Origin of the sequence: Phosphitispora fastidiosa (genome assembly GCF_019008365.1) — a bacterium.
In the GTDB taxonomy this organism is placed as follows: domain Bacteria; phylum Bacillota; class Thermincolia; order Thermincolales; family UBA2595; genus Phosphitispora; species Phosphitispora fastidiosa.
This window is the reverse complement of the sequence record NZ_JAHHUL010000006.1, coordinates 1-16,857: the sequence shown is the minus strand read 5'-3', so window position 1 is coordinate 16,857 and position 16,857 is coordinate 1. Positions and strand designations below refer to the sequence as shown.

The window sequence follows — 16,857 nt, the reverse complement described above, 5'->3', positions numbered from 1 at the left end:
AATCGGTACAATGCCTCACCATATTCGCTCACGGTCATTTCCGAGAGCCAACGTTGTATCTAATCCAGGAACACTCCCTTGGTAATATTGTGTCCGTGAACAAAGTCCGCTGCCTTCATCCTCCGGTTTCCCTGCAGCTGCAGGTCAGTTACTGCCAAACATCCGTTTCCGGTAGCCACCGCAAACCCGACTTCAGGTATAATTCCAAGTACTTCCCCGGGCTGATGCCCGGAAAATTCGGGTATCGGACCCGGAATCCTGTCAATTGTACAGGCCTGGGTTCCCCATATTTTAAGGATCTTGTCACCGAGCTGGGTATAGGCTCCGGGCCAGGGATTCAGGCCCCTGACCAGATTGAATATCTCAACAGAACTCCTGGTCCAGTCAATCTTTTCAATTTCTTTTGTCAAAAGCGGTGCATAGCTGGAAGAGGTATTATCCTGCGGAACCCTCTCAGCCTTCCCTGATTCTATCCGGTTTATTGCCTTTGCCAGCAATTCCGCCCCCATTTCCGCCAGTTTATCATGGACCGTTCCCGTCGTGTCCTCAGGCGCAACCGGAACCCTTCCCATCAGAATCATATCACCGGTATCAAGTCCCACATCCATCTGCATTATGGTGACCCCGGTCTCACTTTCCCCATTAATCACTGCCCAGTGAATAGGAGCAGCCCCGCGATATTTTGGCAGCAATGAAGCATGTACATTAATACACCCATACCGGGGAATTTCCAGTATTTCTTTGGAAAGCAGCTGTCCGAAAGCCACAACCACAATAATATCAGGAGACAACTGCCGCAGCTCGGCAACACATTCCGGTGTTTTAATTTTTTCCGGCTGCCAGACCCTTAAGCCGGCTTCCAGAGCAGCCTTTTTTACAGGAGGGGGGGTAAGCCTGTGCCCCCTGCCCTTAGGCCTATCCGGCTGGGTCACCACTGTTATAATTTCATGGCCCGAATCTTTTAGCGCCTTCAGACACGGGACAGCAAAGTCCGGTGTCCCCATAAATACTATTCGCATATTGATTACCTCGCTTTAAATCCCTTCCGGCAATAATCTGCCGGGCTTTGGAATTGTATTAGGTTTTCTTGATATTCTGTGCTTTGTCAACAAACAGAATCCCTTCCAGGTGGTCTAGCTCATGTTGGAAGGCACGGGCTAAAAGCCCCTCACCCTCATATTCCCTTTCCCGGCCTTCCCTGTCCAGTGCCCTGACTGTAACTCTTGCTGCCCGCTGCACTTCTCCGCTGATCCCGGGAATACTGAGACAACCCTCAGAATCTGTGGCCAGACCCTCTTGGGAAATAATTTCGGGATTTATCAGCTCAATAAGACCATCACCCGCATCCACCACTACAATCCTTTTGGATACACCAACCTGAGGAGCTGCCAGGCCCACACCCCTGGCTTCATACATGGTTTCTGCCATATTTTCCAGCAGTTTAATCACATTTGGTGTTATCTTAGGTACCGGTCGTGCCTTCTCCCTTAGTACCGGCTCACCCATCTCCACAATTCTATATACCGCCATCGCTCTACCTCCTTATGAATAAGCAACATATTACATCATACCAAGTGGGTCAACATCAACACTGACCTTCAGTGTGGCAAACAGGGGGTCATTTTGCTGCGATTCCAGCGCTTTCCGGATGACCCTGCGCAGCAGGCTTCCGGGAGTTCCTCTGATGCAAATCTGCCACCTGTACCGGTTGCGCAGTTTGCTCAAAGGCGCCGGCGCCGGCCCCAGCAGGGGCTGTGTTATCCCAAGGCTGTACCGGCTAAACTCCTGTGAAAGTTTTGATGCTGTCATCTCACTACCCTGGATAACGTTATTTTCAGTCTTTCCGGAAATAACTATGCGCACCAGTGAGCAGTATGGCGGATACTCAAGAATTTCCCTTAAGGTTAATTCTTCCCGGAAAAAACCCCTGTAATCATGGTTTTTTGCATATACCACACTATAATGTTCCGGGGTATATGTCTGAACAACGACTTCACCCGGTCTTTTGCCGCGCCCGGCCCTGCCGGCCACCTGAGTAAGGAGCTGAAAGGTTCTTTCCGCGGCCCTGAAATCCGGCAGATTCAGAGATGTATCTGCAGTAATCACACCTACCAGGGTCACCCCAGGGAAATCCAGACCTTTTGCAATCATCTGGGTTCCTACCAGAATATCAATGCCGCCATCCCGGAACCTGTTTAGAATTTTCTCATGAGAACCCTTTCCGGTAGTTGTGTCCATATCCATCCTGGCCACCCGGGCATCGGGAAACCACCTGGCAATCTCACTTTCCACCCTCTGGGTGCCCACCCCAAACTGCCTTATGCTGGCGCTGGCACAATCAGGACATATATTCGGGGCTTTTATCCTGAAGTCACAGTAGTGACATCTGAGTTCATGTTCATCTGCATGCAGGGTAAGTGTAATACTGCATTTGGGGCATTTCATAACCAGCCCGCACTCCCTGCAAACAATAAAAGTCGCATAGCCTCTCCTGTTCAGAAAGAGAATAACCTGCTCCCTGCGAGCCAAAACATCCCCAATTCGTCCAATAAGTTCCCTGCTGAAGATACTCCTGTGGCCTGCTTTCATCTCTTCCCGCAGGTCCACAATTGTAACCTCCGGCAGCGCCTGTCCGCTGACCCTGTTTTCAATGGTCAGCAGGCTGTACCTTCCGGCAAGAGCCCTGGAATAAGACTCCAGGGACGGTGTCGCACTGCCAAGCACAACAACACAGTTAGTAAGCCTGCCCCGGGCAATGGCAACTTCTCTGGCATGGTACTTGGGACTGTCCTCCTGCTTATATGAGGTTTCATGTTCTTCATCAATAATAATCAGGCCCAGTTTATCAAAGGGTGCAAAAACCGCCGACCTGGCCCCTACAACAACCCGAACCCTTCCTGTTTTAATCTGCCGCCACTCGTCATAGCGCTCCCCCGCAGACAAACGGCTGTGTAAAACAGCCACCAGGTTCCCGAAGCGCCCTTTGAACCTTTCCACCATCTGGGGAGTCAGGGAAATTTCCGGAACCAGTACGATGGCCTGTTTTCCAGATTTAATACAGCAATCTATAGCCTGCAGGTACACTTCGGTTTTTCCGCTGCCGGTAACCCCATGCAGCAGAAATGTCTCAAGTCTGCTGCATGTTATGGCTTTTTGCAGCCTCTGCAGCGCTTTTTCCTGCTCAGGTGTCGGCTTTAGTGGTTCTGTTTCGGTAAATGATCGTGATGCATAGGGGTCTCGTCTTATTTCAACAGTCTTGGCTGCCAGATAACCCTTCTTAATCAGTTCTCTGACAGTTGCCGGTGTTGTTCCGGCCAAACCGGAGAGCTCAGCGGCCGGCAGGCTGCCATACTCGTAAACTGTTCTCAGAACTGCACCCTGTTTTGGCGCCTTGCCCGCTATATCTTTTATTACTCTTTCGCATTCCTCACGGTTTAACGCTAATTCAATCACCTGGACCTGACGTGGTTTCAGCCTGGGTTTAATTACCCTGACAACCTCTATCAGGCCCCTGCTGCCAAGTTCTTTGAGAACCGTCTCCAGTTCCCGGCCCCCAAACCTGCTGAACATTTCTTTTTGGGGGACTTTACCCCTGCGGCAGACATAGTCAAATACTTCTCTTTCCAGACCGGCCAGCAGAGCCACAGGAACCACCTCAGGGGAATCTGCCGGAACAAAAAATGTCTGTCCGGTCGTCCTGGCGCCGGCAGGCATAAGTGCTTTTATAGCTGTAACGGTGGAACACATGTACCTGTCGGCCATCCATCCGGCAAGAGCAATCAGGTCAGCAGGCAGCCAGGTCTCGGGGTCAAGAACCTCACTTATATTTTTTATGCCGGAAACCTCCGACACATCAGAAAAACCAACAATATAACCTTCTACCTTCCTGCCGCTAAACGATACCACAACTCTGGCGCCCGCTCTCAGGGGTACGTTGATTTCCGGAGGGATGCTGTAATGAAAAACCCGGTCAAGGTTTCTGGCGGATATATCTACAATTACTTCTGCAAAAGGCTTATTTGTCATAATTCCTCCGTTAACTACACTTCGGCTATGTTACCATAATATCTATATTATAGCAGATGTGCTTTTTATGTTAAAGAACTAAACCGGGTCTGCATCTTTTCCCGTCTCCTTTTGTTGACAATATGGTTCTTAGTTCTGTAAAATCTAATTAGCAGTTAATTTCAGAGACTTAATTTTCCAGAGGAAATTGAAATAAGAGTTGGAGGAAGGATTAATATGTCCCGTAAACCGGGTATCGCCAGATATGAGATTATTGCCGTCGACCTGGCCCAGGCAATCTCTGAAGGAATTTATTCTGAAGGAAGCAGTCTAAGAGGCAGATCCCTTTTAGCCGGAAAGTACCAGGTGTCTCCGGAAACCATCCGGAAGGCCATTTCACTCCTGGAGGGGTGTGATATTGTCAGGAGCATTCCCAGCAAGGGAGTCATCGTTAATTCCCGGGAAAAGGCTGCCCGGTATGTAGAAGGCGAAAACCTGGGCAGTGTCGTTTCTGAAATAGAAGCTAAACTAGGACAGCTCTTCCGGGAAAAACAACAACTGGAAGAGGAAATTGAAAATACCATCAAAACACTGCTGGTTTTGGCCAGCCTGCAGAATAAAGACCTCCACTCATAGTGGAGGTCTTTTTTTTAATCAACGCATCATTTGCTTTAGATAAAAACATAATAAATTAAACGTTCCAATCAATGGTTGACATCCGACAACTTGCTATACTACAATTAAGTTGGCGGATGTTTGGAAATATAACCCGAAAAGATGGTGGTATAATTTGCCCAAAGTAGTTATAGACAAGCTTGTCAAAATATTCGGGGACCATCCCGAAAAAGCCCTAAAGTACCTGGAAGAGGGAAAATCCAAGGATGATATCCTGGCCAAAACAAAACAAGCGGTAGGAATCAATAATGTCAGCTTTTCAGTTGATGAAGGTGAAACATTTGTTGTCATGGGGCTTTCCGGAAGCGGGAAATCTACTCTCATCCGGTGCCTGAACAGGCTAATTGAGCCCACCAGCGGTAAAGTGTTTATCGACGGTGAGGATATTACCATAATGGACAAGAATGCCCTCAGGGAAATCCGCAGAAAAAAGCTCGGCATGGTTTTCCAGCGTTTTGCTCTTTTCCCGCACCGGACTATACTGGAGAATGCCGCTTTTGGTCTTGAAATCCAGGAATTTGATAAAGCAGAGCGTGAAAAAAAAGCCCAGCAAGCCCTTGATCTGGTCGGTTTAACAGGCTGGGAAAACAACCTGCCTGACCAACTGAGCGGAGGCATGCAGCAGCGAGTCGGCCTGGCCAGGGCCTTAGCTTCAAACCCTGATATACTGCTGATGGACGAGGCCTTCAGCGCCCTGGACCCGTTGATAAGAAAAGAGATGCAGGACGAACTCCTGGACCTGCAAAAAAAGATGAACAAAACCATCATCTTTATTACCCATGACCTTGATGAAGCTCTTAAAATCGGGGACAGGATAGCTCTGATGAAAGACGGGGAAGTGGTCCAGATAGGTACACCTGAAGAAATCCTGACCTCTCCTGCTGATGAGTATGTGGAAAGGTTTGTTGAGGATGTTGACAGGAGTAAAGTTCTTACTGCTTCAGATGTCATGAAGGCCCCTTCACCGCTATTGATGCTCAAAGACGGGCCCCGTGTTGCTCTGAGAAGGATGAAGGAAAACGGACTGTCCAGCATATTTGTGGTTGATAAAGAACGCACCTTAAAAGGAGTGGTGCTGGCAGAAGAAGCCCTGGCCGCAGCCGAAAAAGGCGAGAAGACCCTGGATTCCATTCTGCTGACTGCCGTACCCAGAGTAAGCAGTGATACTCCGGTAACCGATCTGCTCCCTACTATAGCTGAGTCCAAACTGCCCCTGGCGGTTTTGGATGAAGATGATAAGTTAAAGGGTATTATTATACGCGGTTCGGTTCTGGCAGGACTTGCCGGCCAGATGGGTAAAGGGGGTTCAGCAGATGTCTGATATTTTTCAACCTGTTACTGACATTATGCAGACTAAAATTCCCATAGGCAGCTGGGTTGAAGGTTTTATCTTTTTTCTCAGAGACAACCTGGAGACCTTTTTTGATGCGGTAACTAAAGGTATTGACACGGTTATTGACGGGATGGTGGACACACTCCTTTTTATTCCATCACCCCTTTTGATTCTGGCTTTTGCAGTCCTGGCCTGGTTTCTGGCGGGTCGGAGAATTGCACTTTTTACACTTTTCGGGCTCAGCCTGATATATAACCTGGGGTTGTGGAGCGCCACCATGGAAACCCTGTCACTGGTTACTGTAGCGACCTCTATTTCGTTTTTATTCGGGATGCCGCTGGGGATACTGACTGCCAGGAACAAAATGGCAAACAATATACTCACACCCCTGCTGGACTTCATGCAGACAATGCCAGCTTTTGTTTACCTCATCCCGGCAATAATGCTCCTGGATATCGGCGTTGTCTCGGCTACATTTGCAACTGTTATTTTTTCCATGCCCCCAACCATCAGGCTTACCGGTCTGGGCATCAGGCAGGTTCCCGAGGAACTCATAGAAGCGGCTGAAGCCTTTGGCTCCACACCGCGGCAGAAATTGTTCAAGGTCCAGCTGCCTATGGCAATGCCTACAATTATGGCTGGAATAAACCAATCTATAATGTTGGCTCTCTCAATGGTAGTCATCGCAGCCATGATTGGCGCCGGCGGACTGGGTGGACTGGTGCTGCGGGCTATTTCCAGGCTTAAAGTGGGGATGGGCTTTGAAAGCGGCCTCGGTGTAGTAATCCTTGCTATTATCCTAGACCGGATTACTCAAAGCCTGGGGAAAAGAAATAAAAAAAATACTTAGGAGGTTGATGTATGTCAAGGAAATTTCGTATTTTAACTGCTGTACTCTCTATCCTGCTTCTGGTATCATTGGCAGGATGTACAGGGAATGGTGAAAACGCACCCGGTGAACAAAACACCAAGCCTGAAAGCAAAGGCCAGGTGGAATTGGGATATGTTGAATGGGATTCTGAAATTGCCAGTACCCATGTAGTGCAAGCCATTTTGGAAGACAAGCTTGGTTATGAAACAAAGATAACCCCAGTTGATGCCGGGGTCATGTTCCAGGGAGTCGCAGAAGGCAGTTTCGACGGTATGGTTGCAGCTTGGCTGCCAGGGACCCACAAAGCCTTTATGGAAGAAGTAGGCGATAAGGTAGAAGACCTGGGTGCCAATCTCACGGGAGCTAAAATTGGCCTGGTAGTTCCTGAATATGTGACAATTAATTCTATTGAAGAACTGAATGGAGCAAAAGATAAGTTCGAGGAACGCATCGTCGGTATTGAGCCCGGAGCAGGGATCATGCAGGCTACAGAGCAAGCCATTACTGATTACGGCCTTGACCTGAAGCTCCAGGACAGCAGCAGTGCGGCAATGGCAGCTTCACTGGAGAAAGCCGTTAATGCAGAGGAATGGATTGCAGTCACCGGCTGGACTCCGCATTGGAAATTTGCCAAATGGGAGCTCAAGTATCTCGATGACCCCAAAGGAATCTATGGCGGTGAAGAAGAAATCCACACCCTGGTCCGCCAGGGCCTGAAAGACGATATGCCGGAAGTATATAACTTCCTCGACAAGTTTAGCTGGGAACCTGCCGATATGGCGGCAGTCATGGTTAAAGTCCAAAGCGGTATGGAACCGGCAGATGCGGCCAAAGAATGGGTAGAGAACAATTCCGATAAGGTTGACGCCTGGCTTAAATAATTAATAATCTGGCAAAAAACTTCGAAGAGGCAGATATTCCCAGAGGAATCATCTGCCTCTTCCTTGCTTTCAAACAGACCCAATCACCCCGCATGCCAGCCGCTTCCCGGCATCACCGGCCGGCTGGGTCCGATAATCATCGGGATTTTGATGAATTATAACAGCCCTGCCTATGACATCCCTAACCCTGAACCTGCCGGTAAAGAAGGTCATCATGGCACAGCCCCCGTTAGAAAACAGCACCGGGAAATCTCCCGCGTGATTTCCATGAGGCTGGTTATCCGGATTCCAATGCTCTCCTGCCGCCTGGAACGGGTCATTAGGGTCTCCGATTTGGCAATTTCCCCTATCATGTATATGAAACCCATGAGGCCCTACCGAGTCCCTCTCACCTTCAGCAGGACGGTACGGCGGCAGCCCTGCAATATCTGCCGATACAAGGGTTCCGCCAGACACATTCCTGAATATAACAATACCATTAATGTCGGGGGCCAGCGGGCCCCCTTTGATATAGGCGACAGCCGCTCCTGTATCAGTAAGGGGCCACCAATTTGTAAGCATCAAAATTACCTCCCGGAAAATATGTTTTCACTTTACTCTATGTAAAGATAAACCTGAAGGTGTTCTCAAAGCCGCACCAAAATACAGGCGCTTCCCCTGCCAATCGGGAAGCGCCTGTATTGATTAAAACCTAATCCGGTATTAACCCACTGCTAACCCGGTATTAATCCTGTATCATATGAATTTTTTCCGGCGGAATGTAGACCCCGGCTGCCTCACCCGGTTTAGGAGGCTTTAAAAAATGAGCCGCCGGCACCAGGGCAACAAGTTTTAGGTCCCTTCCGATACCTGCCTCTATTTTGAGCCTGTAACTGTATCCATAGGGGTAGACCTCTAAGATTATCCCCTCTAACCGATTAGTTCCCGGAACATGTTTGTCCTTATCTGTGGTAACTGTAAGGTATTCGGGTCTGATGCAAACCGACACATCTCTATCGCGGGAATAGCCTCCGTCCCAGCCGGTGCATACCTCCAAAACTGTGCCCTTATCTGCAGCAGGTGTTACCGTGTACCGCCCAGGTTCACCCCCGCTAATCCTGCCGGGCCATATGTTGCTCACTCCGAGGAACTCGGCAACACAAATATTCCCGGGATACGACAATACCCGGTTTACCGGCCCCGTCTGGGCAATCTCCCCTTCCATCATCACAAGCAGACGGTCTGCCAGAAAGGGCATTTCATTAAGGTCATGAGTCACCATAACTGCCGTTGTGCCTGTTTCGGCAAGAATTTCTTTCAATTCACTGACCAGAGCCGCCCTGGTGGGCAGGTCCAGATAAGTAAAGGGCTCATCCATAAACAATACATCAGGTTCCAGAGCCAAAGCTCTGGCCAGACTGACCCTTTGGGCCTCACCACCCGACAGGGTATGTGCATTTCGCTTGCCCAGGTGGGCGATCTTCAGTTTCTCCAGCCAATGCGCTGCCAGCGGCAGTCGTTTATCTTTTGATATGCCCCGCAGCTTTAGACCAACAGCCACATTGTACAAAACTGTGCCCGAAAGGAGCAGGGGATCCTGGAAAACCATAGCCATCCTTCTCCTGGCAGCAAGGATGTCCCTTGCAGTCTTCACCGGTGTGCCTTTAAAAGAAATCTCTCCCGCTGAAACCGGTTCCAGAAACCCCAGGACTTTAAGCAGGGTACTCTTGCCCGCTCCATTTGGTCCTGTTATTGCCAGGAACTCACCGGTGTAAACAGAAGTCTCAGATATTTCAAGAATCTGCTTTTTATCCTTGATTACAGAAACTCCCTTGGCACTCAAAACCAGGTCAGTCGTCTGCGATTGTATCATGTGCGGTTCCCCCGTTGCTGCAGAATTGTCAGGGCTAAGGTGACTCCATAAGCCAGGACCATTAAAATGACACTCAGGGCGATGGCAATATCGTAGTTGCCTTTGGAAACCTCCATTACCGTAGCAGTTGTCAGCACTCTGGTCCGCCCCAGGACATTACCCCCAACCATTGTCGAAGCTCCAACCTCAGATATTACCCCTCCAAATCCCGCCATAACGGCAGCCATCAATGGCAGTTTTACTTCACGCAGCAGAAGTATCCCCATCTGCAGCCTGGAAGCCCCCAAAGCCAATATTTGGAGTCTGAGCCTTCCGTTAACCTGCTGGAAGGCAGCTGCAGAAATTCCTGTAATAATGGGAGCTGCAATTACTGACTGGGCGATAACCATCGCCGAAGGAGTATACATCAAGTGGAAAAACCCCAGAGGTCCATTTCGCCACATAAATAATGTCACCCAAAGGCCGGCAACCACAGGCGGCATTCCCATGCCTGTGTTAACCAAAGACATCAGGAACCTGCGGCCGCGAAACCTGCCCAAGGCTAAGAAAGCCCCCAGCGGTATTCCCAGGACCAGGCTGATTAGAGTAGCTGTCCCCGATACTTTTAACGTAAGAAAAGTAATTCTAAGGACTTCCGGGTCTCCTGTCAATAAAAGCCTGACAGCCTCCCGGATTCCTATCCAAACTGATTCCATTACCTACACTCCGTTTGACTCGTATTATGCTGATGGTTGATCACTGTGAGACCAGCTTATTCCTCTTTCCCGGCGTCAGGGAAAAACAGCGGCTGACCAAATTTATCACTGCCAAAGGTCTTTATTATCTCCTGAGTTTCGGGAGCAACCATAAAATCAACAAATGCTTTGCCGCCCTCCACATTAACCTTATCAAACATCTCCGGATTTACCTGCATTACATGATAGATATTAAGCAGAGCCTGATCACCTTCCAGAAGAATCTGCAGGTTCATATTTTCCTTCAGGGCCAGGTATGTAGCACGGTCAGTAAGGGTATATCCCTTTTTTTCGGCAGCAACATTAAGGGTAGCGCCCATCCCGGTCCCAGTTTCCTGATACCACTCACCAGCAGGTGATATACCGGCTTTTTCCCAGATTCCAAGCTCTTTCTTATGAGTCCCGGACTCATCTCCCCGGGAGAGGAACAGGGCCTTCTTATCTGCGATGGCCTTAAATGCCTCTTCTACAGGCTGACCCTTGATTCCTGCCGGGTCATCAGCAGGACCAACCAGCACAAAATCATTATGCATGACAAGCTGCCTGTCTACAGCAACTCCGGAATCTTCAATCCTCTGTTCATCTTTGGGGGAGTGCACCAGCAGGGCATCAGCCTCCCCTTTTTCACCCATGGCAATGGCTGCTCCGCTGCCTACTGATACTATTGTCAGGTCATAACCGGTCTGTTTGTCAAACTCCGGCTTAAGTACATCCAGCAGTCCACTGTCAGTGGTACTGGTAGTTGTGGCCAGTATGACCTCCTTAACAGCCGGTTCCTGTACCTGTTTACCGGCATCCTCCTTTGGCGGTTCCTGGTTGGCTCCCGTGCAGCCGGCTGCTGATACCGTCAGCATTAAGACAATCAACATTATAACCCATAACCTGTTTTTTGTGAACATTGTCGAACCTCCTCAATAATCTTCCTTTATTCTTCTCGCTTCTAGTTTAAATTACATCTAAAACCGTTATGCTCAGCTAAGCATAACGAGCAGAAAAAAATTACTGCTCGAAGTATCTGGCATAAACAAGCTTAACAGCTTCCTCAGCATCACGCATAAAGTCCCCATATTTGAGCATCAACTGCCTGGCCTCATCTGTAAGCTGTGCTCCCCCTCCGGATTCACCTCCCACGTGCTTTATTAATAATTTGACCCCAAGGCGGCTTTCGGCCTTTTTAATACTGCCCCATGCCTGCCGGTAAGACATCCCGAGGTCTTCAGCAGCCCTTCTTATGGAACCATGCTGCCTGATCAGGGTCAGCAGACAAAGCAAGCCCCTGCCGAAAACAGGCTGTTCATCCTTTTCAAGCCATATTTTGAGCTTAAAATCCATTCAGCTTTTCGCCTCCACCTGCTTTACTTTATCTTGTTACGACAGCAGTTTGGGAATTCCTGCAAATATTAGAAACTTTTTTCGTTATTTGGCCATGGAATCAATCCCGATAACAAAATCAGGATAGTCCGTAATTTTCACAAAGCCGCAGTCTTCCCAGAAGGGGTTTGACGGTTCATAGGAGCCAAGGAAAATATAACCTAAACCGTGCCCCCGGGCAAATTCCTTTAATTCATTTACCAGGAATAACCCCACGCCTCGGTGACGCCATTCGTACGGTATATTTATCATATCAAGATAAATGGCTATATCGGCGAAAATCCTAAACTTGAAATTAAACCAGTCCTTTCCCATACCGGCACAGCCCTGAGCAAGCTCGACACCATCATCACCCGAAAAAATGCAGGTATGCAGTCCGAACCGGGCTATGAGTTCCTGCTGCAGCTGCCGCCCGAATGCAGATGCCAGGTCCTGCCATGACGTTTTCCCTCTGGCAGCAATTGAAGTACCTCGAATCTCTTCTTCTACCTGATAGACGTATTTAGCCATTTTAACTCCCCCCTGTTGGCTATTATACTATATTTCCGAATATCTGGTAATATCCCTAAGGGGATTATTTGGCTACGCGGCAAACAAGGTAAAATCCGGCGTCAACCCGGCATCCTAGCACTTCTGTATTTCTAATAAATCTTCAATTTTCTCATTCATGTAGGCATATGAATCCTGGACACCCTGATTATAAAACTCGGGGGCCAGCTTTTCTATGATAAAGTCCAACACAAATCCCGATGCCAAGTCTCCAAGTTCCTCGTCTCTTTCCTTTGAAAAATATGTTTTAATTGATGCTATCATATCTTCCCGCTTTTCCTTGGTTAATTTGATTTTATTACTCATGTACTTTCCTCCTCATTGTGTCTTCCGGACAACCCGAAAAAGAGTAAACCAAAATATTTGTTGTATATGCCTTCCTTATATGATACGATGTGGCGAATGAGTAAATTCTTCTGAGGGAAGGTTATAAAAAATGGCATATGCAGCAGGTGAAAGACCAGGACAAGGAACCTACTACTGTCTCTCTTGTAAAGAACCGGTAAAATTAACTAAAACTGAGGAAGTTCCTACATGTCCAAAATGCAAAAACACCCAGTTTACCAAGTAACTTCAAGTGAACAGGAGTACCAAATAAAGATTAAGATTTATCCTGAATGAGCGTGCCAATCGGTACGCTTTTTTGTTTTTGCAAAACAAAAATAACTGTAATACATGTGGAGATACATACCATACTGGCGTTCTTGTGAATAGGCCCAGCGCATAGGCGTGGAAAGTAGCTGCACAGGAGTTCATTCGACGGTTCCTGCTGCATATTCTGCCACAGATGTTCGTCAAGATTCGTCACCCAGGAACTTCTCCCCGCCCATTGTAGCTTAACCACAATGACTTGACACCGGTGATGCCAGTGCTTAGCCGGTGTTTTTGCATGCTCGACTGCGGAAACACGGCTAAAATGTTAGGCGATGTACGGCTATCCTCCCGAGTTGTTTTTGACACGTATTGTCACACGTGTTATAATGTGTTTGAAGATGTTTTTAAAGGAGCCTAACATGAAATCATATTCATCCAGAGAAATACTTAAAATACTATACGATGATGGTTGAAGGAAGTTCGGTCCAGAGGCGACCATCTTCAGTTAAAACATCCCTCTAAAAAAGGACTCGTAACTGTCCCACATCCCAATAAAGACTTGCCAACTAAAACTGTTAAAAACATCTTAAAGCAAGCAAGTCTTAATCTTTAGGTAATCACAAGGAGGCAACCTCAATGAATAAAAAAGACAAATATGTATACCCCGCTATCTTCTCTATTGAACAAGATGGTATATCGGTAGAATTCCCTGACCTACCTGGATGCTTTTCATGCGGTAATACCGAAAATGAAGCACTTTATATGGCTAAAGATGCATTAGAACTTCATTTATATGGTCTGGAGGAAGAAGCCGAATCCATCCCTGAGTCATCGACTATTTCAAGTTTAAATTTGGCAAAAAACCAATTTGTCGCACTAATTGAAGTATGGATGCCCCCTATTCGGGATGAAATGGCACAGAAAGCTATCAAAAAAACACTCACAATTCCAAAATGGTTAAATGATCTTGCAGAAGAGAGAAAAGTCAACTTCTCTCATGTCTTACAAAATGCTCTAATGTCCTACCTTGGGCTAAATAAAATCAAAGAAAAACCTTCTTATCAAAATCTACTCAAACCTAAAAAACGTCTAACTAAAAAACAGTAATTTCTGACGGGCCAGTGAATTGGCCTCTCTTTTTATTGGAACTGTTCAGGAGGATGAAAAACATGAGTAACAAACTGAAAATCAACCTTGAAAAAATCGATAAAAATCTATTCAATTCTAAAAAGACCCTTGAAGAATTTATTAACATTCCTGAAAACCTGGAAGAAATCGAACAACAATGCAAACAATATGAGCCATTAGAGTACCCTATAAAAATGGAAAAGTCAACAGATAATCATGGCACTTATTGGATTGCCGAACATCCCGACCTTCCTGGTTGCGTAACTCATGGTGATACCAGGGAAGCAGCATTACTTAACCTAGATGACACTAAGAAGGGCTGGATTTATACTGCCAAGAATTAGTATTTCTAATTGCATCTGCCCTAGGTTCAAGGCATCAGAATAAGAACTTCAGGTAATGATTCCCTACAATTGTAGGGTTTCTTTTTTTGCATTCATACGGCGGAATTTCATCTAACGTTTCTGCCTTCCTCTCTAAAACCACATTTTAAGTAGCAATTGTATCCGGCTAAATTATAATCTCTCATTAGAATTTCAATTCTGTTTAAGTTCATTTGGTTAAAAGCAAACTACGGTGTGAATGTGCTTCAGGAGTACGGCCTCCCTACGGCCTGCATGGTTCTCTGTGTATACTTCACCTAGCTGTTACCAGTTTCGGCGCAACACTCGATATGGGTGGTTGCCTGGAGTCAAAGGAGGTTTATATGTACAAGCCTGCTTTAAGTTTGGACGTTTCAAAAGTCAAAGAGTTTTATGTCGGCACTATGATGGTATCAATTCGTTATATATTGAGTCCCAGTTAAGATTCCAAAGCGTTTTAGATCTGCTTTTCCCTTATTACTCAAATGTTTTCTCTGCACTTTGCGGGGATTCTTCTCTGCACCTGCTGGCTGCCTTTCCTACTCCTGAAAGTGTTTTAGCAGCCGCTAAAGAAGATGTTTTAGCACTACTTAAAGCAGAGTATCAGCGAAAAGGATGGGTGGAAAATATTTATGATAAATTACTGGCCGCCGCCAAGGCAAGTTTGCCCTACAAAGTCTCCCAACAGTCCAACATACGTGTTCTCCGTGAGTACATTGGCATACTCATGACACACAAAGCTCAGTTGGCTGAAGATGTTAACCGTTTCTCTGGTGACCATCAGCTAACAGCTTATGCCGGTCTGCTTACCTACGTAAGGCATTATTTCAAGCAGCCAAAGCCGCAATACGCACTACTATAAAGGGATCTGTAAATCCTCTATTGCAAAACTATTATCTGAAACAAGTAGGTACGGGTAAACCTAAAATGGTAGCCTTGGTTGCTACAGCTAACAAACTGCTAAGAATTATCTATGGTATGTGGCGAAAAAACGAACCCTTTAAACTGACCTAGAATCAACACGGTTACTGCTTTTCTTAAGTCTACCATTGGTAGGCTTGCTTTGCTATGCCTTTTTAAAAGGGAAAAAAATATTTTTTAAAAAACTCTTGACGTTTACTAGCTGGTTTAGGCGATGTTCAACTAGGCTCCCAAGTTGTTCTTATTTCCTTCTCTATTCAGGATTTCCTTTTTGACTACCGTTAGAATAAACAATATAATAGTAATAGAAAGTGTGTTCAGTGTTGAAAGGAATGAAAAATTATGAAGTTAATGAGTGATAATGAAATTAAGAAAAATCTATCTAATGTAAAAGCTACCCTTGCTATTGAAGGATTGAAAATGAATAAACGGGCCATCACAAATGGCCACAGATACCTTAGAGGGAAGGTTACCAGTGAGCAAGCCATCGATGATATAACAAAATATATTAAAGGTAAAATCAGGTAGTATTTCTTATGGATATCTCAATGAAATATGGTTCATTAAATTCAAAATACTGCTATCCTGCAGACATTCTAATAAACAAACTTGATATTAAGGATGCCCGTCTTTTAAAGGAAGCCGAATCACTTTACTCAGCTCAGAGGTTATTAGAACTGGCTGTTAAACCTCTAACCGATAATTTCGATCTGCAGCATCTGCAAAAAATACATTATTATATTTTTCAAGATATTTTTCCTTTTGCCGGATTAATAAGGGATGAAAACATCTCAAAAGACGGTACTCCTTTTGCCCAGTCCCAATACATTGTTCCATTTGCAACTGATTTATTCAATAAACTTCAATCTGAAAACTATCTTAAAGGTACAAATAGTGATGTGTTCTCAAATCGCGCGGCTTATTATATGTCTGAAATCAATGCAATTCAACCATTTAGAGAGGGTAACGGACGTGCAACTCGCGAATTCATTCGAACTCTGGCAGCACACTGTAATTTTGATCTAAACTGGGATGCTGTTGATATCAAAGAACTTCTTGAGGCATCAATAGAATCTATTAAGGACTATACACATCTAACTGACTGTATGAAACGATGTGTAACATCTTAAGGTGACAATGTTAATTCATTGGTCATCTTTTTTTGACCCTAAAACGCCTAGTTGAATTTCACATAACGCATTGGAGCTAAATGAACTTTTCCGCCCCACCGGCTGGCGCGATTTTTGCCACCCAACACACTGCCCCATAGTCGCAAAAATCGTGACAGCCTGAGGACGGGGAAAGTTGGGCGGGGCTACAGCGGAGCCGTTTCCAGAGTTGTTGAACGAAACCGCTGACGCGGTGGCTGGCTAAAACTGGCTGTTTTGTTTCCTCCCCCAAAAATTCGTTCATTCTACCATTTTTCCTTTAGAATTAAAGAAAAACAATTCTTAAGGAGTTGGTTCTATGGACGGATTATTTGAGAAAATGCAAATGAACCTGAAACTTGCAGGGTTCAGCCCCAAAACTCAGAATGACTACATGCGGCATGTTAATCGTTTTCACGGTCACTTTGACAAG

Annotated in this window: 20 protein-coding genes and 3 pseudogenes; 12 read left to right on the top strand and 11 right to left on the bottom strand. The window is 46.3% G+C overall.

Features of this window, described 5'->3' with window-relative positions; all coding sequences use genetic code 11:
* Window positions 1-59: 59 nt before the first annotated feature.
* From fmt to priA, 3 genes are read right to left on the bottom strand one after another with little or no spacing between them, the layout of a single operon-like run.
* Entirely contained in the window at window positions 60-1,019 is a 960-nt protein-coding gene (fmt, locus tag Ga0451573_RS07605) for a methionyl-tRNA formyltransferase (RefSeq protein ID WP_231683293.1), read from the bottom strand.
* Window positions 1,020-1,077: 58 nt separating this feature from the next.
* Window positions 1,078-1,530 (bottom strand): peptide deformylase, encoded by a 453-nt coding sequence (gene def / locus Ga0451573_RS07600; RefSeq protein ID WP_231683292.1) that lies wholly within the window; start codon window positions 1,528-1,530, stop codon window positions 1,078-1,080.
* A gap of 30 nt (window positions 1,531-1,560) precedes the next feature.
* Window positions 1,561-4,026, bottom strand: a complete 2,466-nt coding sequence (gene priA / locus Ga0451573_RS07595; RefSeq protein ID WP_231683291.1) for a primosomal protein N' — start codon at window positions 4,024-4,026, stop codon at window positions 1,561-1,563.
* Window positions 4,027-4,242: 216 nt separating this feature from the next.
* Between priA and Ga0451573_RS07590 the strand changes: the two genes are divergently transcribed.
* The 4 genes from Ga0451573_RS07590 (at window position 4,243) to Ga0451573_RS07575 (ending at window position 7,765) form a co-directional block, all read left to right on the top strand.
* Complete coding sequence (locus Ga0451573_RS07590) at window positions 4,243-4,641, top strand: GntR family transcriptional regulator (protein ID WP_231683290.1); 399 nt, start codon at window positions 4,243-4,245, stop codon at window positions 4,639-4,641.
* A gap of 154 nt (window positions 4,642-4,795) precedes the next feature.
* Window positions 4,796-6,001 (top strand): quaternary amine ABC transporter ATP-binding protein, encoded by a 1,206-nt coding sequence (locus tag Ga0451573_RS07585; protein WP_231683289.1) that lies wholly within the window; start codon window positions 4,796-4,798, stop codon window positions 5,999-6,001.
* The gene (locus tag Ga0451573_RS07580) at window positions 5,994-6,863 is read left to right on the top strand and encodes an ABC transporter permease (RefSeq protein ID WP_231683288.1); all 870 of its coding nucleotides are present in this window, start codon (window positions 5,994-5,996) and stop codon (window positions 6,861-6,863) included. The genes Ga0451573_RS07585 and Ga0451573_RS07580 overlap by 8 nt, the downstream gene beginning before the upstream one ends.
* Window positions 6,864-6,874: 11 nt before the next feature.
* Window positions 6,875-7,765 (top strand): glycine betaine ABC transporter substrate-binding protein, encoded by an 891-nt coding sequence (locus Ga0451573_RS07575; protein WP_231683287.1) that lies wholly within the window; start codon window positions 6,875-6,877, stop codon window positions 7,763-7,765.
* A 69-nt stretch (window positions 7,766-7,834) separates the two neighbouring features.
* Here Ga0451573_RS07575 and Ga0451573_RS07570 read toward each other — a convergent pair whose 3' ends face one another.
* The 8 genes and pseudogenes from Ga0451573_RS07570 to Ga0451573_RS07540 all read right to left on the bottom strand — a co-directional run bounded on the left by Ga0451573_RS07570 (window position 7,835) and on the right by Ga0451573_RS07540 (window position 12,577).
* The gene (locus Ga0451573_RS07570) at window positions 7,835-8,326 is read right to left on the bottom strand and encodes a superoxide dismutase family protein (RefSeq protein WP_231683286.1); all 492 of its coding nucleotides are present in this window, start codon (window positions 8,324-8,326) and stop codon (window positions 7,835-7,837) included.
* A gap of 163 nt (window positions 8,327-8,489) precedes the next feature.
* Complete coding sequence (locus Ga0451573_RS20420; protein WP_435052287.1) at window positions 8,490-8,969, bottom strand: TOBE domain-containing protein; 480 nt, start codon at window positions 8,967-8,969, stop codon at window positions 8,490-8,492.
* Window positions 8,970-9,119: 150 nt separating this feature from the next.
* Window positions 9,120-9,617 (bottom strand): annotated as a pseudogene (locus Ga0451573_RS20415) (ATP-binding cassette domain-containing protein); the annotation flags it as partial.
* The gene (locus tag Ga0451573_RS07560; protein WP_231683284.1) at window positions 9,614-10,312 is read right to left on the bottom strand and encodes an ABC transporter permease; all 699 of its coding nucleotides are present in this window, start codon (window positions 10,310-10,312) and stop codon (window positions 9,614-9,616) included. The gene Ga0451573_RS07560 and the pseudogene Ga0451573_RS20415, both read right to left, overlap by 4 nt.
* A 56-nt stretch (window positions 10,313-10,368) precedes the next feature.
* Complete coding sequence (locus Ga0451573_RS07555; protein ID WP_231683283.1) at window positions 10,369-11,250, bottom strand: ABC transporter substrate-binding protein; 882 nt, start codon at window positions 11,248-11,250, stop codon at window positions 10,369-10,371.
* 100 nt (window positions 11,251-11,350) lie between these two features.
* A complete protein-coding gene (locus Ga0451573_RS07550; RefSeq protein ID WP_231683282.1) occupies window positions 11,351-11,683 on the bottom strand; it encodes a winged helix-turn-helix domain-containing protein in 333 nt (110 codons plus the stop codon).
* An 84-nt stretch (window positions 11,684-11,767) separates the two neighbouring features.
* Window positions 11,768-12,232: a GNAT family N-acetyltransferase gene (locus Ga0451573_RS07545; RefSeq protein ID WP_231683281.1), complete on the bottom strand. Its 465-nt coding sequence runs from the start codon at window positions 12,230-12,232 to the stop codon at window positions 11,768-11,770.
* A 114-nt stretch (window positions 12,233-12,346) separates the two neighbouring features.
* Window positions 12,347-12,577, bottom strand: coding sequence for a DUF2164 domain-containing protein (locus Ga0451573_RS07540; RefSeq protein WP_231683280.1), 231 nt, complete (start codon window positions 12,575-12,577; stop codon window positions 12,347-12,349).
* Between the two features lie 130 nt (window positions 12,578-12,707).
* Between Ga0451573_RS07540 and Ga0451573_RS20270 the strand changes: the two genes are divergently transcribed.
* From Ga0451573_RS20270 to Ga0451573_RS07510, 8 genes and pseudogenes are all read left to right on the top strand, one after another.
* The gene (locus Ga0451573_RS20270) at window positions 12,708-12,842 is read left to right on the top strand and encodes a zinc ribbon-containing protein (protein ID WP_353740069.1); all 135 of its coding nucleotides are present in this window, start codon (window positions 12,708-12,710) and stop codon (window positions 12,840-12,842) included.
* Window positions 12,843-13,016: 174 nt separating this feature from the next.
* Window positions 13,017-13,106, top strand: a pseudogene (locus Ga0451573_RS20265) (transposase); the annotation flags it as partial.
* A gap of 178 nt (window positions 13,107-13,284) precedes the next feature.
* Window positions 13,285-13,478, top strand: a pseudogene (locus Ga0451573_RS07535) (type II toxin-antitoxin system HicA family toxin).
* Between the two features lie 23 nt (window positions 13,479-13,501).
* Window positions 13,502-13,972 (top strand): type II toxin-antitoxin system HicB family antitoxin, encoded by a 471-nt coding sequence (locus Ga0451573_RS07530; RefSeq protein ID WP_231683279.1) that lies wholly within the window; start codon window positions 13,502-13,504, stop codon window positions 13,970-13,972.
* 62 nt (window positions 13,973-14,034) lie between these two features.
* The gene (locus Ga0451573_RS07525; RefSeq protein ID WP_231683278.1) at window positions 14,035-14,337 is read left to right on the top strand and encodes a type II toxin-antitoxin system HicB family antitoxin; all 303 of its coding nucleotides are present in this window, start codon (window positions 14,035-14,037) and stop codon (window positions 14,335-14,337) included.
* Between the two features lie 337 nt (window positions 14,338-14,674).
* On the top strand, window positions 14,675-15,217 hold the full coding sequence (locus Ga0451573_RS07520; protein WP_231683277.1) for a hypothetical protein: 543 nt from the start codon (window positions 14,675-14,677) through the stop codon (window positions 15,215-15,217).
* A gap of 401 nt (window positions 15,218-15,618) precedes the next feature.
* Window positions 15,619-15,804, top strand: a complete 186-nt coding sequence (locus tag Ga0451573_RS07515; RefSeq protein ID WP_231683276.1) for an antitoxin VbhA family protein — start codon at window positions 15,619-15,621, stop codon at window positions 15,802-15,804.
* A gap of 8 nt (window positions 15,805-15,812) precedes the next feature.
* Window positions 15,813-16,406, top strand: a complete 594-nt coding sequence (locus tag Ga0451573_RS07510) for a Fic/DOC family protein (RefSeq protein WP_231683275.1) — start codon at window positions 15,813-15,815, stop codon at window positions 16,404-16,406.
* Window positions 16,407-16,857: the final 451 nt, after the last annotated feature.

What these genes read in the sequence shown, in the direction of transcription:
- Ga0451573_RS07555 (WP_231683283.1), bottom strand. Translation starts at nt 11,250, where the DNA reads ATGTTCACAAAAAACAGGTTATGGGTTATAATGTTGATTGTCTTAATG.
- Ga0451573_RS07530 (WP_231683279.1), top strand. Translation starts at nt 13,502, where the DNA reads ATGAATAAAAAAGACAAATATGTATACCCCGCTATCTTCTCTATTGAA.
- Ga0451573_RS07560 (WP_231683284.1), bottom strand. Translation starts at nt 10,312, where the DNA reads ATGGAATCAGTTTGGATAGGAATCCGGGAGGCTGTCAGGCTTTTATTG.
- Ga0451573_RS07510 (WP_231683275.1), top strand. Translation starts at nt 15,813, where the DNA reads ATGGATATCTCAATGAAATATGGTTCATTAAATTCAAAATACTGCTAT.
- Ga0451573_RS20270 (WP_353740069.1), top strand. Translation starts at nt 12,708, where the DNA reads ATGGCATATGCAGCAGGTGAAAGACCAGGACAAGGAACCTACTACTGT.
- Ga0451573_RS07540 (WP_231683280.1), bottom strand. Translation starts at nt 12,577, where the DNA reads ATGAGTAATAAAATCAAATTAACCAAGGAAAAGCGGGAAGATATGATA.
- Ga0451573_RS07580 (WP_231683288.1), top strand. Translation starts at nt 5,994, where the DNA reads ATGTCTGATATTTTTCAACCTGTTACTGACATTATGCAGACTAAAATT.
- Ga0451573_RS07590 (WP_231683290.1), top strand. Translation starts at nt 4,243, where the DNA reads ATGTCCCGTAAACCGGGTATCGCCAGATATGAGATTATTGCCGTCGAC.
- Ga0451573_RS07550 (WP_231683282.1), bottom strand. Translation starts at nt 11,683, where the DNA reads ATGGATTTTAAGCTCAAAATATGGCTTGAAAAGGATGAACAGCCTGTT.
- Ga0451573_RS07575 (WP_231683287.1), top strand. Translation starts at nt 6,875, where the DNA reads ATGTCAAGGAAATTTCGTATTTTAACTGCTGTACTCTCTATCCTGCTT.
- Ga0451573_RS07570 (WP_231683286.1), bottom strand. Translation starts at nt 8,326, where the DNA reads ATGCTTACAAATTGGTGGCCCCTTACTGATACAGGAGCGGCTGTCGCC.
- priA (WP_231683291.1), bottom strand. Translation starts at nt 4,026, where the DNA reads ATGACAAATAAGCCTTTTGCAGAAGTAATTGTAGATATATCCGCCAGA.
- Ga0451573_RS07515 (WP_231683276.1), top strand. Translation starts at nt 15,619, where the DNA reads ATGAAGTTAATGAGTGATAATGAAATTAAGAAAAATCTATCTAATGTA.
- Ga0451573_RS20420 (WP_435052287.1), bottom strand. Translation starts at nt 8,969, where the DNA reads ATGGAAGGGGAGATTGCCCAGACGGGGCCGGTAAACCGGGTATTGTCG.
- def (WP_231683292.1), bottom strand. Translation starts at nt 1,530, where the DNA reads ATGGCGGTATATAGAATTGTGGAGATGGGTGAGCCGGTACTAAGGGAG.
- Ga0451573_RS07525 (WP_231683278.1), top strand. Translation starts at nt 14,035, where the DNA reads ATGAGTAACAAACTGAAAATCAACCTTGAAAAAATCGATAAAAATCTA.
- fmt (WP_231683293.1), bottom strand. Translation starts at nt 1,019, where the DNA reads ATGCGAATAGTATTTATGGGGACACCGGACTTTGCTGTCCCGTGTCTG.
- Ga0451573_RS07545 (WP_231683281.1), bottom strand. Translation starts at nt 12,232, where the DNA reads ATGGCTAAATACGTCTATCAGGTAGAAGAAGAGATTCGAGGTACTTCA.